The 16,177-nt window shown below is 58.2% G+C and carries 11 protein-coding genes; 6 read left to right on the top strand and 5 right to left on the bottom strand.

The genetic code is table 11. From position 1 onward, the window contains the following. Positions 1 to 37 precede the first annotated feature (37 nt). From PMI21_RS19560 to PMI21_RS19570, 3 genes are read left to right on the top strand one after another with little or no spacing between them, the layout of a single operon-like run. The gene (locus tag PMI21_RS19560; protein WP_007936337.1) at positions 38 to 2,230 is read left to right on the top strand and encodes an FUSC family protein; all 2,193 of its coding nucleotides are present in this window, start codon (positions 38 to 40) and stop codon (positions 2,228 to 2,230) included. Next, entirely contained in the window at positions 2,220 to 2,420 is a 201-nt protein-coding gene (locus PMI21_RS19565; protein WP_007896379.1) for a DUF1656 domain-containing protein, read from the top strand. The genes PMI21_RS19560 and PMI21_RS19565 overlap by 11 nt, the downstream gene beginning before the upstream one ends. A 25-nt stretch (positions 2,421 to 2,445) precedes the next feature. After that, positions 2,446 to 3,294, top strand: coding sequence for an efflux RND transporter periplasmic adaptor subunit (locus tag PMI21_RS19570; protein ID WP_007936335.1), 849 nt, complete (start codon positions 2,446 to 2,448; stop codon positions 3,292 to 3,294). Between the two features lie 35 nt (positions 3,295 to 3,329). Here PMI21_RS19570 and PMI21_RS19575 read toward each other — a convergent pair whose 3' ends face one another. From PMI21_RS19575 to PMI21_RS19595, 5 genes are all read right to left on the bottom strand, one after another. Continuing rightward, a complete protein-coding gene (locus PMI21_RS19575) occupies positions 3,330 to 3,728 on the bottom strand; it encodes a DUF4440 domain-containing protein (protein ID WP_007936334.1) in 399 nt (132 codons plus the stop codon). Between the two features lie 33 nt (positions 3,729 to 3,761). Continuing rightward, a complete protein-coding gene (locus PMI21_RS19580; RefSeq protein ID WP_007936333.1) occupies positions 3,762 to 4,391 on the bottom strand; it encodes a retron system putative HNH endonuclease in 630 nt (209 codons plus the stop codon). Continuing rightward, a complete protein-coding gene (locus PMI21_RS19585; protein WP_007936332.1) occupies positions 4,384 to 5,739 on the bottom strand; it encodes an AAA family ATPase in 1,356 nt (451 codons plus the stop codon). The genes PMI21_RS19580 and PMI21_RS19585 overlap by 8 nt, the downstream gene beginning before the upstream one ends. A gap of 89 nt (positions 5,740 to 5,828) precedes the next feature. Further along, complete coding sequence (locus PMI21_RS19590) at positions 5,829 to 6,653, bottom strand: SDR family oxidoreductase (protein WP_007936331.1); 825 nt, start codon at positions 6,651 to 6,653, stop codon at positions 5,829 to 5,831. A 32-nt stretch (positions 6,654 to 6,685) separates the two neighbouring features. Further along, entirely contained in the window at positions 6,686 to 7,150 is a 465-nt protein-coding gene (locus tag PMI21_RS19595; protein WP_007936330.1) for a hypothetical protein, read from the bottom strand. A 178-nt stretch (positions 7,151 to 7,328) separates the two neighbouring features. Here PMI21_RS19595 and PMI21_RS0127995 point away from each other — a divergent pair, with 178 nt between their 5' ends. From PMI21_RS0127995 to PMI21_RS19605, 3 genes are all read left to right on the top strand, one after another. Next, positions 7,329 to 10,169, top strand: a complete 2,841-nt coding sequence (locus tag PMI21_RS0127995) for an RHS repeat domain-containing protein (RefSeq protein ID WP_007936328.1) — start codon at positions 7,329 to 7,331, stop codon at positions 10,167 to 10,169. 121 nt (positions 10,170 to 10,290) lie between these two features. After that, entirely contained in the window at positions 10,291 to 13,155 is a 2,865-nt protein-coding gene (locus PMI21_RS19600) for an RHS repeat domain-containing protein (RefSeq protein WP_007936325.1), read from the top strand. 216 nt (positions 13,156 to 13,371) lie between these two features. After that, positions 13,372 to 16,107 carry an RHS repeat domain-containing protein gene (locus tag PMI21_RS19605; RefSeq protein WP_007936323.1) on the top strand — a complete coding sequence of 912 codons (2,736 nt, stop codon included), beginning with the start codon at positions 13,372 to 13,374 and terminating at the stop codon, positions 16,105 to 16,107. The last annotated feature ends 70 nt before the right edge of the window (positions 16,108 to 16,177 follow it).

Here is a 16,177-nt window from a genome sequence, read left to right as displayed (position 1 = left end):
ACAGTTCCTCAAGCCCTAGACCATTGAGCAAAATTTCATGACTCCCTTGCCCGCACCTTTGCGCTGGCTGTATTCCCTTGAATGGCGCCGGGGTTTCTTCGACTGGGCGCGCAGCGATGGCGTGACCTGGGTCTACATTTTCAAAGTGCTGTTCGCCGCGTTCCTGACCCTGTGGCTGGCCATGCGCCTGGAGTTGCCGCAACCGCGCACCGCGATGATCACCGTGTTCATCGTCATGCAGCCGCAAAGCGGCCAGGTGTTCGCCAAGAGTTTCTATCGTTTCCTCGGCACCCTCGCCGGGTCAGCAGTGATGGTCGCGCTGATTGCCTTGTTTGCGCAGAACACCGAACTGTTCCTCGGCTCGCTGGCGATCTGGGTCGGCCTGTGCACGGCTGGCGCGGCGCGTTGTCGCAACTTCCGCGCCTACGGATTTGTCCTCGCCGGTTATACGGCGGCGATGGTCGGACTGCCTGCCTTGGCCCACCCGGACGGCGCATTCATGGCCGCGGTCTGGCGAGTGCTGGAAATCTCCCTGGGGATTCTCTGCTCGACGTTGGTCAGCGCCGCGATCCTGCCGCAAACCGCCAGCGCGGCGATGCGCAACGCCTTGTACCAGCGCTTCGGTGTGTTTGCGTTGTTCGTCACTGATGGTTTGCGCGGTCGCAGCAAACGGGACGCTTTCGAAGCCAGCAACGTGCGCTTCATTGCCGAGGCAGTGGGCCTGGAAGGACTGCGCAGCGTCACGGTGTTCGAAGACCCGCACATGCGTCGACGCAACGGGCGGCTCAGTCGCTTGAACAGCGAATTCATGGGCATCACCACGCGCTTCAATGCCCTGCATCAGTTGCTCGAGCGCCTGCGCAGTAGCAGCGCCGATCATGTTGTCGCGGCGATCAAGCCGGGGTTGCAGGACCTGGCCGAAGTGCTCGACGGTTTCAGCGGCCGTGCGCTGACCAGCCCTGATGCCGCTCGCCTGGCCAGCGCCTTGGCGACTTATAAGGACAACTTGCAGGCGCGGGTGCGCAAGCTGCGGGCGAGCTTCCAGGAGAATGATCCGAGCGACGCCGAGCAGCTGGATTTTCACACTGCCTACGAACTGCTTTATCGCTTCGTCGACGACCTGCACGGTTATGCACAGACCCACGCGTCCCTGGCCGATCACAGCCACGAACGGGAGCGTTGGGACGAGCCCTTCACCCCGCAAACCAACTGGCTGGCCTCGGCGGCGTCGGGCATTCGCGCAGCGTTTATCCTTGTGGTCCTCGGCAGTTATTGGGTAGCCACCGCGTGGCCGAGCGGGGCGACCATGACCCTGATCGCCGCCGCCACCGTCGGCCTGTCAGCGGCGACACCGAACCCCAAACGCATGGCCTTTCAGATGGCCTGCGGGACGTTGCTCGGGGCGCTGATCGGCTTCGTCGAAATGTTTTTCATCTTCCCCTGGATCGATGGTTTTCCGTTGCTCTGCGTGATGCTCGCGCCGGTGATCGTGCTCGGATCGTTCCTCACTTCACGGCCGCAATACGCCGGGGTTGGCCTGGGGTTGCTGATCTTCTTCAGCACCGGTTCCGTGCCGGACAACCTCACGGTCTACAACCCTTACGCCTTCATCAACGACTACATCGCCATGATCATGGGCATGCTGGTGTGCGCGGCGGCCGGGGCAATCATTCTGCCGCCCAACAGCCGCTGGTTGTGGCGGCGGCTGGAGCAGGATTTGCGCGGGCAAGTGGTGTACGCCATCAGCGGCAAACTCAAAGGCCTGGCGTCGAGTTTTGAAAGTCGCACGCGGGACTTGCTGCATCAGGCCTATGGCCTCGCCGTGGGGCAGCCGCAGGTGCAGCGGGACTTGTTGCGCTGGATGCTGGTGGTGCTGGAAGTCGGCCACGCGATTATCGAGTTGCGCAAGGAACAAGCGATATTGCCGGTGCACCCGGCGTATGCCGAATCCCAGCCGTGGCGCCAGTCCATCCGGGTGATGGGCCGTTCGCTGGTGCGGCTGTTTCTGCAACCGGGCCAGAGCAATCTGGAGCGGGCGCTGGCCGCAGTCGACCACGCGATCGGCTGCGTGCAGGCCACTGACGAACCCTTCGCGCCGCACTTCGATACCTCTGCCTTGCGCCGGGTGAAGAGTTACCTGCACTTCATCCGTACCTCGTTGCTCGACCCGCAATCGCCGCTGGCCTCATCCACCACTGCCAAGCCTCAAGGACTTGAACATGCCTCGTGAAATCGCCTTCCACGGCGTGTACATGCCGACCATGACCCTGATGTTTTTCATTGCGGCGGCGCTGGCCTGGGCGCTGGACCGGTTCTTGTCCGGGTTCGATCTGTACCGTTTCTTCTGGCACCCGGCGCTGCTGCGCCTGAGCCTGTTTACCTGTCTGTTCGGCGCTTTGGCGCTGACTGTCTACCGTTGACTCTCTATCACTGAAGAAGGCCCTGATGAAAAAGCTTTTCAGCCTGCTCGCGACTCTGCTGGTGCTGGCCCTTGCCCTGTGGATCGGCCGGACCCTGTGGGTGCATTACATGAACACGCCCTGGACCCGTGACGGCCGGGTGCGCGCCGACATCATCAACGTCGCCGCCGACGTGACTGGTGAGGTGGTGGAGGTGCCGGTGCGCGACAACCAGTTGGTGAAAAAGGGCGACCTGCTGATGCGCATCGACCCCGAGCACTACCGCCTCGCGGTGAAACAGGCGCAGAGCCTGGTAGCTTCGCGCAAGGCCACGTGGGAGATGCGCAAGGTCAATGCCCACCGCCGCGCCGACCTCGACAACCTGGTGATCTCCAGGGAAAACCGCGACGACGCCACCAACATCGCCGACTCGGCCCTGGCCGATTACCAGCATGCCCAGGCGCAACTGGAAGCCGCCGAACTGAACCTCCAACGCACCGAAGTGCGGGCGGCGGTGGACGGCTACGTCACCAACCTCAACGTCCATCGCGGTGACTATGCGCGCATCGGCGAAGCGAAAATGGCCGTGGTCGACATGAACTCGTTCTGGGTCTACGGCTTCTTCGAAGAAACCAAACTGCCCCATGTACGCGTGGGCGATAAAGCCGACATGCAATTGATGAGCGGCGAAGTGCTCAAGGGGCATGTGGAAAGCATTTCCCGCGGCATCTACGACCGCGATAACCCGGAAAGCCGCGAGTTGATCGCCGATGTGAACCCGACGTTTAACTGGGTGCGCCTGGCGCAGCGGGTGCCGGTAAGGATTCACATTGATGAAGTGCCGGAGGGGGTGCTGTTGGCGGCGGGGATTACGTGTACGGTGGTGGTTCACTGACTGCAAGACCGAGTCGCACCCATAGCGACTCGGTATCACTCCTTGCAAAACGTCTCATGCAAATGCCGCCAAATCACCTTGCCATCGGCCTGTTTCTCAAACACAACCGTCGACCGCCGATCAGAATGCAGCCCCGTCGCATCGGTCTGTTGCTCGCGGTAACTGACCACTGCGCCACCGTCATACAGCGCGACACCTCGCAACTCGCTGAGCTCAATCCTGAACCCGAGCTTCTTGCCGCCCGCCAGCAGAAACAATTCATTCAACGCCTCGAAATCCAGCACCCGGCCCAACGGCGAGACCATGGAAAACTGCGGTGAAAAACGCGTCAGCAATTGCTCAAGCTCGGACAGGTCTCGCTCCTCGGCCAGCCATTGCTCGATGGCGACGTGGGCCTGGATCACTTCGTCAAAGTATTCGGTGTAGTCGGTCATGGGTTTCTTCCGAGGGATGTGTCACCAACGTGCTCAGTCCCGGATTTGACGAAGGACATTGACGAGTATTGGAGCGAAGGGCTGCAACCGATTGTTTTGATCAGGTTGTTGCAACTCTTCAAGCAGGATCGACAGAACATCATCACTTTCCAGTCTGAGTTCCGAGGGCTTAATGCTGTGTGTGAAAAGCAGTGATTCGATTATTGCTTTGCGAGTACTGAACAACGCCAGATTGTTTTTACGTGTCTCGCCAAGATTGAGTACTTTTATGGCGCTTGCTGCTCTGGGGGTAAGGCCTTCTACAGCGCCCGAGAGGTAAAACTTCAACTCGGTTTCGCATTCATCCATCAGGGAGGTCAGTGGTAGAGACTGGGACTTGTGAGCATCACCACACTGTTTTGAATGATTGCAGCTGGCAACAATGTTTGAAAAATCCAGAGTTCGATTCGGGGCTGAGTCTTGCGCCTCGACATGTTCGTTGTGAGCGTTCTCGAGTGTGATGCCGTGACAGCAATAGGCACACAGCCCATGTTGTTCCTCAAGACAAGCAGCACGAATCGATTGACGCTCCGTAGGGGGGAGGTCGGTGTATCGTTGCTGAGGGTGGGTTCGTTTCCACTGCCTGAGTGACTCTGGTTCATTGCCTTTCTGGATTTTACGCACTGCGTATCTCCAGCTTGCGGATCAGCAGGGCAGCCTTGGCCAGTTCGATATGCCCGGACGGAAGCTCATTGGACAGTTCTTGAAACAGCGCCTTTGCGGATTTCAGATGATTGTCTTGCAACAGCTCAAACAACCGATCAAGGCGCTCTTGAACGTCTTTGTTACGGACTTCGGTGTTCATGACACCCAGCAGCACCTGGTTTGCGTCCAGACCGTATAGCCCGTTCTGCTCCACCAGATCACCGTCATCCAGGACGTAGCACAGGACGTTTTTGCTATCGCTGATGACCAGTGGTGAGTGAGTCGTCAGGATAAACTGGCAGTTGGGGAATGTTTCGGTCAACTGATGGATGAGGCGACGTTGCCATTGAGGGTGTAAATGCAGGTCGACCTCATCAATCAACACTACGCCCCTGCCTTCTAACGGGTTTTCCAGTGTCGGATTCATTATTGCCAATCGACGTGCAATATCCCCAACCAACGCCATCAACGATTTTTCGCCTTGGGATAGTTGAGCAACATTTAGAGTCTTGCCTGACTTGTCGATGGCCATATGTAATCGAGGTCTGCGTAGCACCCGGAGGTTTTTGAAGTCTGTCATGAAGGCAGAAACTGCAGAACGGACGGCTGTTAGCTGACGGTCACGCGAGTCTGTATATGCCTTTTTCAAGTAACCCAACAATGCATCTGTAGCCAGAGAAGAAGTCTCGGGTAGATCCCTGAACATAATGGCTGAGCCGATATTTTCATTTTCAATGTCCTCGCGGTCGCGAAACCATTCAAAAAAACGGCCAAAGTCGACACCCCTATTGAGTGAGTTGTCATACCCATCAAATTGATCATAGCTGCGTTGAGTTTTTGTCCCCAAGGGGATCTCCAACACCGAACGCTCCACCGGGTAATAGGCAATCAGTGGAAGTGAAACGGTTTGATCAATATAAGATAGGTATTCTCTGTAGCCTTCCGCTAGTTGAGTCGCGTCAGAAAGCTTGCTGGTTCTAGTGGGCTTACGACCTCTTTTCGATCGTGCAAGTGTCCAGTCAAAGTGTTTGACTGGTGGTGTTGCGTCCGGATAGGTCACATCAACAAAGATCTCAATGACAGCAGTCGAAGCCTCATCGTTGATGGCGTCCTCGGGAATCGGACTTCCACTCCCATTCTCCGTCCTGATTCTCGCCACCAACCAACTGAGCGATGTCGCCAGCGACTTCAAAATCGTAGTTTTACCAGCACCGTTGTTACCTACAAACACCGTCACATTCGAAGGATGTGTCGGGGTAGGCGCAAAGGCGACTTCCAGGTCGGTAAAACGGCCGACATTACTCAGTCGGATTTTTTTGATTTCCATCACGTTACCCTTTTGGGGTCAGTCGGTTTATTCGAAGGCGCCGATTATGGCATCCCCTTGGCGTTTTATCAGGTGCAGGCTGTATTTGCTTACAACTGCCCAGTCAACCCGAACCGCTTCATCAACCCCGACTCCAGCAACCCTTTCGGCAACAACCCCGCCATCAACGGCAACGCCCGGCTGCCGTTACCCAGGCGCACCAGACGCGGCGTTTTGCTCTGCTGCACAGCCTTGAGCAAGCCGGCGGCAAATTCACTGGCCGGCGTCGGTTTATCCTGAGAGGCCTTGGCCCGTGCACGAATACCTTCACGCAGCGGAAACCACGGTGATTGTTCGGTGATCAGTTGCTCGGCTTCGTGGCCGGCATTCTTCGCGAAGCTGGAGGCGATGGCCCCAGGCTGAACTTCCATGACCCGTACGCCGAACGGCGCCAGTTCCATGCGCAACGCATCGCTCAAGGCATGCACGGCGGCTTTCGAGGCGCAGTAGGCACCGGCAAACGGCGTGACCAGAACCCCGGAAACGCTGCCGATGTTTACCACCAGCCCTCGGGCGCGACGCAGTACCGGGAACATTGCGCGAGTGACGCCGACAATCGCGAACACGTTGGTTTCGAACTGGCGCTGCATGGCCGGCACGCCGCCATCGAGCAGCGGCCCCATGGCGCCGTAACCGGCATTGTTGATCAGCACATCGAGGCCGCCATGCTGCTGATTGATCCGTTCGCTCAACTGTTCGAGCGCCGGGCCATCGTTGACATCCAGTTGTACGGCGGTGAAACCGGCGGCTGTCAGAGCCGCCACGTCTTCAGCCTTGCGGGCGCTGGCCCAAACTTTGTAACCGGCACTTTTGAAGGCTTCGGCGAGGGCACGGCCAATGCCGCTGGAACAACCGGTAATCAACGCAACAGGCATGGCGCGGTCCTTGTGCAAAAGAAAAAGGGGGATCAGTCGGAGAAACTACCCTGCAACCGTTCGGCGCGAAACTCCAGGGTTTGCGGGCGGTAGCCGGGGCGCAAGGGCGGTAGCGGCAAGCAGTCTTCCCAATTGCCGCCGGCCTGCAATTCGCCGGGGCCGCGATAACGGGGTGCGGCGTATTGATTGTCGGCCAGGTTCACCGTATCGCCCGGCGCATAAGCGGCGATGCGCCAGCGCAACTCGGTCAGTGGCACGTCGTTGCCGTTGTTCATCGTCAGCTTCAACGGCCGGTCTGCCGGGCAGTGCTCGGGCGCGTAGGTGATGCGCAGCTCAAGGCGTGCCAGTTGCTTGATCTCGCGGTTGTCCATCCAGAACACCCACGTTGCCACCAGGCCCAGTCCGACAGCGGCTGCCACTGAAACCGGCACGGCCTTGGCCGGGTAGCGCAGCAGCAGAATCAGCCAAGTGATGACCAGCAGGACGCCGATGAACATGTTTGAACGCTCCTTGAACGGATAACCACCATCCTACCGAAGGGGCACGGGAATGGACATTCGGTGAGCAAGGGATTGTACCGCTGGTCGGCACTGTAATTTCTGACAGTAGCCAGCCATGCTCTTGAAACGTTAGAAGACATTGGCCGACAGGGCTGTTATTCGATGGACGGTGGCGATGGAAATGCACCACAAGACACCCACACTGACGGTCTTCGGTCCGCGCGGCTTGTCGATCCGTTCGGTAGATTACTGGCGCGCCATCGAACACCTGCCCGCCGAGGCCCGCATCAACCGCACTGTTCACGATGGTGCAGGACGAGCGGTCAAGCAGTGGGATCCGCGATTATGGGCGCTGCAAGTGGGCGATCCCCAGGTGCCGGCCAATCTGGCCACGGTGTACTCGCTGGCCGGGAACGTGTTGCGCACGGACAGCGTCGACGCCGGAACGCAGATCAACCTGCATGGTTTGGCTGACGAAGTGGTATTGGGATGGGACAGCCGCGAAACGCGTCGCGAGGTTGAATATGACGGTTTGCTGCGGCCAGTGGCGGTGTTCGAGCAGGGTGCTGTGGAGCCGCGTCGCAGTGTCGAGCGTTTTACCTATGGCTACCCCGGCCAGGGTAATCGGGATCGTAACCAGTGCGGCCAACTGATTCGCCACGACGACCCGGCGGGCAGCGTACTGTTCGACCTGTTTTCAATCGGCGGCGAATGCGTGGAAAACACCCGCCACTTCACCCTCGATCCGGTAACCCCCGATTGGCCGGAATCGATCGATGATCGCCAGCCGCTGCTCGAACCGGGGGCGGGGGCGACGTCCCGGTGGCGTTTCGGGCCGTTGGGTCATGTGTTGGAGCAGACCGACGCGAGGGAGAACCGGCAGACCTTCAGTCTGACCGTCGATGGCCGAGTGCGTGAGAGTCGACTGCAATTGAAGGATCAACCCACTGGGCAATCGTTGGTCAGCGAGATCCGCTACAACGCCCAAGGGCAAGTAGAAGGGGAGGTCGCGGGTAACGGGGTGCGGACGACGTTGGCCTATCGACCCGAAGACGGTCGTTTGATGGAACGTCGGGCTTACAGTGAACGAGTCGGTTTGCTGCAACACCTGCTCTATATCTATGACCGAATGGGCAATGTGCTGAGTATCGAAGACAAGGCCCTGCCGGTGCGCTACTTCGTCAACCAACGCATCGACCCGATCAATCGCTTTATCTACGACAGTCTTTATCAATTGATCCAGGCCTTTGGCTGGGAAGCGGGCGGCCCCAATCAGGGGCCGGATTCAGTCGGTCGTACTGATCCGGCAGCGGTCAGCAACTACCATCAGAGCTATCACTATGACGCGGGCGGTAATTTATTGAAGCTGACCCACGTCGGCGCGCAGAACCACGGGCGCGATTTGAAAGCTGCCCGCTACAGCAACCATTGCCTGCCCTGGCGCAACGACGTGCCGCCGACCGAAGCAGAAATCGCCGCAGCATTTGATGCCAGCGGCAATTTGCTGGAGCTGGATCAGGGGCGCTTTCTGACGTGGGATCTGCGTAATCAATTGCAGTCGGTCAGCCCGGTGGAGCGCGATTCCGGGCGCAATGACTGTGAACGCTATTTCTATGATGGCGCAGGCCAGCGGGTGCGCAAAATCCGCTCGTTGCAGACCAACGCCCGGACGGTGGTGGCTGAAGTGCGTTACTTGCCGGGACTGGAGTTGCGCACCGATAACAGCACCGGGGAAGTGCTGCAGGTGATCACCGCCGAGGGCGGACTTAACAGCGTTCGAGTGCTGCACTGGGAGAGCCCGCCGCCGTCCGGCGTCAATGATCAATACCGTTACACCTTGGTCGATCATCTGAAATCTTGCTCCATGGAACTGGCCGGCGACGCCCGTATCATCAGCCAGGAGGTCTTTTACCCCTATGGTGATACCGCGTGGTACGCGGGTTCGGACGTGATCGCCATCGACTATAAAACCATTCGCTATTCGGGGAAGGAGCTAGATGCCACCGGGCTTTATTACTATGGATTGCGTTACTACGTGCCGTGGTTGCAGCGCTGGCTCAACCCTGATCCCAGGGGAGGTGTTGATGGGCCGAACCTGTATCGGATGGCCCTGAACAATCCGGTCACTTTTATTGATGATGATGGAGCCGTCACACGAAAAAAACAGGCCAACGGATTGTGGGAGCCGGTCATTGCGGCAGGTGCTGCGCGCGATATTCCGGGTGCGCAATATATCGATAGAGGCAAACCAAACTTGGGTGTGCCGGCGACCGGTAAACCGACCAACATTCACAAAGCCCTGGAGGTACGCGAGCTTAGCCGGGTGGAGGTTACTACTCAGTTCCTGGACCCGGTTTCTGGTCGTTATTCGAAAGACATTGATTCAGGCTTGCGAAATACTCGTGGTGGGGCCCAGTTTATATTCACAATGGATCAACTGACTTACTCGGGAGCGAGCAAGGGGACGTTTAACGCATTAAGAATCGTTGACATCCCGAAGGGCGAGATTCCCGACAAAACCAATGCGGTGTCCGGTTTCTGGGCTCCGCAAGGCGGTTATGTGGATATACCGCTCAGGCCCACTGGAACCGATCCTGATCATGTCTTCACTCCAGGTTTCAGTGGTTGTTCTCTGACCGTGGATCAACTAAACGACAATGTACTTCGCGTCCGACATGTGGAGGGCTCGAAGGAAAATGTGCAATACAACGAACTTTCAGCACGGGAACATGGGATGGGGCTTGGCGCGGCTATGGAGTTTCAGGACTACGCCTATGCCTCGGATGGGCAAGGCCAGCAGGAAGAAATCAGAACCGCTTTCGCTTTTATGAAGTACGACCGAAAACAACAGGTCTGGAATATTCATTATCAGACCATTCAAGGGCCGAGCGGTATCCAGCGCTACGCACCTGGTAAAACGGGATTGTTCAACCGCTCGAATGCTGTTGTTACCGCTTATTCACAGACGAAGATCAGAAAGACCATGGCCAAGCAGGTGGTCACTGCGAAAAAGTAAATCAAGGGATAACAAAAAAGTCAGTGGTCATCGCGCAAAACTCTGACGCCCAAACGCCCTGACCACGAGCGTTTAGATAACCGCAGGCGAACAGGGACGAACCGGCATGCAGGCTTCGACGATGGGATGGCACTACAAAACCCCACGATTGTCCGTCATTGACCCGCGGGGGCTGCCGATTTGTTCGGTTGATTATTGGCGCACAGAGGAAAGCGCCACTGCTCTGGCGCGCATCAATCGCACCTTCCACGATGCCGCGGGTTTTGCGGTAGAACAGTGGGACCCACGGCTGTGGGCGTTGCAAAAGGACGACCCTTCGACCCCTGCCAATCTCACGACCGTACATTCGCTGTCCGGTAATCCGGTATGTACGGTCAGCGTCGATGCCGGCTCACAGATCAGTCTTCTTGGTCTGGCCAATGAAATGCTGCAAGGCTGGGACAGTCGCGCTGTACGACGCGAGGTTGTCTACGATGACCTGCTTCGTCCCGTGGCGGTGTTTGAGCATCTCGCCACGCAGCCACCACGTTGTGCCGAGCGTATGGAATATGGTCGTGCCAATCACGGCAATCGGGATCGCAACCAATGCGGGCAGTTGATTCGCCAGGATACCCCCGGAGGCACAGTGTTGTTTGCGGCGTTTGCAATCACCGGCCACTGCACAAGGCACGTTCAGCACTTCACGCTGGAAGCCGTTGCGCCGGATTGGCCTGAGCCGATAGCCGATCGACAAAAACTGCTCGAACCGGGTGAGGGCGCCGTTTCGACGTGGCGTTACGGGGCGCTGGGGGATGTGCTGGAGACGGTCGATGCCAGGCAAAACTGCCAGAGCTTTGGCCTCACGCTTGATGGCCGGTTACGCCACAGTGCCCTGAAGCTGGCGGGGCAATCCTCATGGCAAACGCTGGTCGGCGAAATCGGTTACAACGCCGAGGGTCAGACCGTACGAGAAGTGGCGGGTAACGCAGTGCAAACAACGCTCACGTATTGCCCCGAGGATGGTCGGCTGATGGAGCGTCGGGCGTACAGTGAACGAGTCGGTTTGCTGCAACACCTGTTCTATATCTATGACCGAATGGGCAATGTGCTGAGTATCGAAGACAAGGCCCTGCCGGTGCGCTACTTCACCAATCAACGCGTAGAGCCCATCAGTCGTTTTATCTACGACAGCCTTTATCAATTGATCCAGGCCTTTGGCTGGGAGGCGGGCGGCCCCAATCAGGGGCCGGATTCAGTCGGTCGTACTGATCCGGCAGCGGTCAGCAATTACCGGCAGAGCTATTGCTATGACGCGGGCGGCAATCTGCTGAAGTTGACGCATGTTGGCGCGCAAGATCCCGGACGCAAGCTGAAAGCCGCCCGCTACAGCAACCGTTGCCTGCCCTGGCGCAACGGCGTGCCGCCGACCGAAGCAGAAATCGCTGCTGCTTTTGATGCCAGCGGCAATTTGCTGGAGTTGGATCAGGGGCGCCTTCTGACGTGGGATTTGCGTAATCAATTGCAATCGGTCAGCCCGGTGGAGCGCGCCTTCGGGCGCAATGACTGTGAACGCTATCTCTATGATGGCGCTGGCCAGCGGGTGCGCAAAATTCGTTCATTGCAGACCAATGCCTGGACGGTGACGGCTGAGGTGCGTTACTTGCCGGGGCTGGAACTGCGTACCGACAGGGGCACCGGGGAAGTGCTGCAGGTCATCACCGCCGAGGGCGGACTTAACAGCGTTCGAGTGCTGCACTGGGAGAGCCCGCCGCCGTCCGGCGTCAATGATCAATACCGTTACACCTTGGTCGATCATCTGAAATCCTGCACCGTGGAACTGGCCGGCGACGCCCGTATCATCAGCCAGGAAGTCTTTTACCCCTATGGCGAAACCGCGTGGTACGCGGGCCTGGACATGATCGCCATCGACTATAAAACCATTCGCTATTCGGGCAAGGAACGGGATGCCACCGGGCTTTATTACTATGGATTGCGTTACTACGTGCCGTGGTTGCAGCGCTGGCTCAATCCTGACCCCAAAGGCTTCATTGACGGGCCCAACCTGTATCAAATGGTGCGCAATTCACCCATGACGCATGTCGATAGCGACGGTGGCGAATTGATCCCAACTTCGCAGCTGAACGAAGGCATGGACAAGCAGCGTGCCTTGTTGAAATCGGTGGGAGGTGGCGCTTCTGATTTCAAGCATTCGCTACTCAATCACGTCTATGCGCAGCACCGTTTCAAAGCGTTGGGCAGACGTGTGGTTACCCAGCTCGCCAGCAGTGCTGTCAGTTCGGCCGGCAAGGCGGCGGGGGCTGCAGCGGGCGGAGCCATTGGTGGGCTGGCAGGCCCGGTGACCGGTGCATTGGGAAGCAAGGCTGGGGCGGAAATCGTCGCGAAGGCCGCAAAGGCCATGATTTCCAAAGCGGTGGGCACCTATCGACTGGATCGCCCGATCAGCTTCAAGGGTAACGAAATGAACCCCAAGTCATTCATTGAACGCGTTGAGCCGAAACAGATACCCAATTCCAGCCTGGTAAAATTTGAGCTATCGGCGATAGACCCGCGGACAAGTGATGGGCGAACAAAGCTGGGGAAAAAGTTCACCAAAGCAGTGGTTGATAAAGTTGTCGGCAAGGCCGCCAGTGAGCTGGGGGCGCAAGCCCCGGGTCTGATACAAACAGGCCGCGAATTTTACCAGGCGTCACAGGGCCTGAATGCCGCATCGCTCAGCGAAATTTACGACGATACGCCGGTTGTGATCGATCTGCTGGAAACCAGAATGCAGGCAATTAGAACCGAGTTCGCTGGCTCCGGTAGCACGGACCCGAAAGCCTTTGAGAATGTTGCCCAGCTCTCGATGGAGACGCAGGAAGTGGTTCAGGCGCTGAACCGAAACCAGGACCTCATTGTGCTTGTCGCGCCCAAGTCTTACGCCGGAAGACGACAATCACTCAACGGGACGTCCAGGTCAGCTCCCGCTCGGCAAGGATCATTCGGCTGACACAAAATAAAGGGGAATCGATCGGGAGGAACTACCCTGCAAACGCTTGGCGCGAAACTGCAGGGTTTGCGGACGGCAGCGATGCGCCGCGCAGACATTCAGCGAGCAAGGGATTGTACCGTTGGTCGGTACTGTAATTTCTGACAGTAGCCAGTCATGCGCTCGAGACGTTAGAAGACAAGGGCCAACAGGGCAGTTATTCGATGGACGGTGGCGATGGGAATGCACCACAAGACACCCACACTGACGGTCTTCGATCCGCGCGGCTTGTCGATCCGTTCGGTAGATTACTGGCGCGCCATCGAAAACCTGCCCGCCGAGTCCCGCATCAACCGCACTGTTCACGATGGCGCAGGACGAGCGGTCAAGCAGTGGGATCCGCGATTATGGGCGCTGCAAGTGGGCGATCCCCTGGCGCCGGCCAATCTGGCCTCGGTGTACTTGCTGGCCGGGAACAGTTTGCGCACGGACAGCGTCGATGGCAGCACGCAGATCAACCTGCATGGCCTGGCCGCCGAAATGGTGGTGGGCTGGGACAGCCGCGAAACGCGTCGCGAGGTTGAATATGACGGTTTGCTGCGGCCAGTGGCGGTGTTCGAGCAGGGTGCTGTGGAGCCGCGTCGCTGTGTCGAGCGTTTTACCTATGGCTACCCCGGCCAGGGCAATCGGGATCGTAACCAGTACGGCCAGCTGATTCGTTACGATGACCCGGCGGGCAGCGTACTGTTCGACCTGTTTTCGATCGGCGGCGAATGCGTGGAAAACACCCGCCACTTCACCCTCGATCCGGTAACCCCCGATTGGCCGGAACTGATTGATGATCGCCAGCCGTTGCTCGAACCGGGAGCGGGGGCGACGTCCAGGTGGCGATTCGGTCCGCTGGGTGATGTGCTGGAGCAGATCGATGCCAGGGAGAACCGGCAGACCTTCAGTCTGACCGTCGATGGCCGAGTGCGCGAGAGTCGACTGCAATTGAAGGATCAGCCCGCTGGGCAAACGTTGGTCAGCGAGATCCGCTACAACGCCCAAGGGCAAGTCGAAGGGGAGGTCGCGGGTAACGGGGTGCGGACGACGTTGGCCTATCGACCCGAAGACGGTCGTTTGATGGAGCGACGGGCGTACAGTGAACGAGTCGGTTTGCTGCAACACCTGTTCTATATCTATGACCGAATGGGCAATGTGCTGAGTGTCGAAGACAAGGCCCTGCCGGTGCGCTACTTCGCCAATCAACGCATCGACCCGATCAATCGCTTCAGCTACGACAGTCTTTCCCAGTTGATCGAGGCCTTTGGCTGGGAGGCGGGCGCTCCCAATCAAGGACCCGAGTCGGTTGGTCGTACCGATCCGGCGGCCGTCAGCAACTACCGGCAGACCTACTGCTATGACGCAGGCGGCAATCTGCTGAAGCTGACCCACGTCGGCGCGCAAAACCATGGGCGCGATTTGAAAGCTGCCCGCTACAGCAATCGCTGCCTGCCCTGGCGCAACGGCGTGCCGCCCACTGAGGAGGGCATCGCCGCCGCATTCGACGCCAAAGGTAATTTGCTGGCGCTGGATCAGGGGCGCTTTCTGACGTGGGATCTACGCAACCAGCTGCAATCGGTCAGCCCGGTGGAGCGTTCATCCGGGCGCAATGACCGGGAGTCGTATCACTACGATGGCGGTGGCCAGCGGGTGCGTAAAATCCGCTCGTTGCAGACCAATGCCCGGACCGTGGTGGCTGAAGTGCGTTACTTGCCGGGGCTGGAACTGCGAACCGACAGTGGCTCAGGGGAGGTGTTGCAGGTCATCACCGTTCAAGCCGGCCTCAACACCGTGCGGGTGTTGCATTGGGAAACCGAGCCACCGTCTGGCGTCAACGATCAGTACCGCTACACCTTGGTCGATTACCTGAACTCCTGCACCGTGGAACTGGCTGCTGATGCACAGATCATCAGCCAGGAAGTCTTCTATCCCTACGGCGAAACCGCATGGTTTGCTGGTACGGACGTGATCGGCGTCGACTATAAAACCATTCGCTATTCGGGCAAGGAACGGGATGCCACGGGGCTTTATTACTATGGCTTCCGGTACTACATACCGTGGTTGCAGCGATGGGCGAGTACCGATCCGGCGGGGGATGTCGATGGATTGAATCGGTTCTCGATGGTGCTGAACAACCCTGTGACGTTCATTGATCCATCCGGCCTGCAACATGATGTAGTGGGGGACTACGAAATCGACATCGGCAGACTTCAGCGGTGGGGATTGAAGGCCAAGGCGATGACGGCAAAAGTCGTGGTGTTTGACAATAAAACCGAGACGTTCAAACCCAGCTCCGGATTCAAAGCGGTGGAAGTGGGTGTCGACGTTGAATACACCGTTGGCAAGGATGAGCTCAAACGCAGCTTGAAGGAATACAAGCGAGTGTTCAAACATGCGTCGAGGATGTTTCCGGACGCCACGTCCGGAGAGACGCGGATGAATCTGGAGCTTGGAGAAGTCATCTCGTCGGAGATGCTGGAGTTGGCGAAGTCGGGTTTTCAGAAGACCCGGATTATCGAACCGGCCCCTGGAAGTGCCAAGCTACAAAAAATCGTCGAGAACAGGTTCTTTGCGATTTTGAAGAAAGAGGACAAGCTCAAAGCGCCGGGAACCCGGCAGATCTACGCAATCGCAGCGATATCCACCACGATGCATAAGGGGGCGGCCAGTAACGACACGGAGGCCAAGGTGGAGTTTCTGGTGGCCAATCCTGCCTCCCAACTGAAGGCAAACGAACTGAAAATAGCTGCGGACGCCGGGGTCATGTCCAAAGACGTCTCTAATGTACGAGGTGTGGGCAACTTTCTGACCCTCAAATCGTTGAACAAGATAAACAAGACCAGCAAGGTGGTAAAAATATCGACTCGGGCGGTCAACCCGAGGTCAGCGGCCATTGCCTCAAGAGCTGGCGCCACTTGGAAGGGATAGAAAAAACCCCCACCCAACCCGCTGCGGATAGGGAACGCAGCGGGCTGGACGGGGGCTTTTTGTTTTACCG

Source organism: Pseudomonas sp. GM18, assembly GCF_000282195.1.
GTDB lineage: Bacteria > Pseudomonadota > Gammaproteobacteria > Pseudomonadales > Pseudomonadaceae > Aquipseudomonas.
This window is presented reverse-complemented; position numbering and strand designations above follow the sequence as displayed.

Bases quoted from the DNA above. Each gene is read 5' to 3' on its own strand.
- PMI21_RS19575 (WP_007936334.1), bottom strand. From the start codon at position 3,728: ATGACCGACTACACCGAATACTTTGACGAAGTGATCCAGGCCCACGTC.
- PMI21_RS19590 (WP_007936331.1), bottom strand. From the start codon at position 6,653: ATGCCTGTTGCGTTGATTACCGGTTGTTCCAGCGGCATTGGCCGTGCC.
- PMI21_RS19585 (WP_007936332.1), bottom strand. From the start codon at position 5,739: ATGGAAATCAAAAAAATCCGACTGAGTAATGTCGGCCGTTTTACCGAC.
- PMI21_RS19570 (WP_007936335.1), top strand. From the start codon at position 2,446: ATGAAAAAGCTTTTCAGCCTGCTCGCGACTCTGCTGGTGCTGGCCCTT.
- PMI21_RS19565 (WP_007896379.1), top strand. From the start codon at position 2,220: ATGCCTCGTGAAATCGCCTTCCACGGCGTGTACATGCCGACCATGACC.
- PMI21_RS19560 (WP_007936337.1), top strand. From the start codon at position 38: ATGACTCCCTTGCCCGCACCTTTGCGCTGGCTGTATTCCCTTGAATGG.
- PMI21_RS19605 (WP_007936323.1), top strand. From the start codon at position 13,372: ATGGGAATGCACCACAAGACACCCACACTGACGGTCTTCGATCCGCGC.
- PMI21_RS19600 (WP_007936325.1), top strand. From the start codon at position 10,291: ATGGGATGGCACTACAAAACCCCACGATTGTCCGTCATTGACCCGCGG.
- PMI21_RS0127995 (WP_007936328.1), top strand. From the start codon at position 7,329: ATGGAAATGCACCACAAGACACCCACACTGACGGTCTTCGGTCCGCGC.
- PMI21_RS19595 (WP_007936330.1), bottom strand. From the start codon at position 7,150: ATGTTCATCGGCGTCCTGCTGGTCATCACTTGGCTGATTCTGCTGCTG.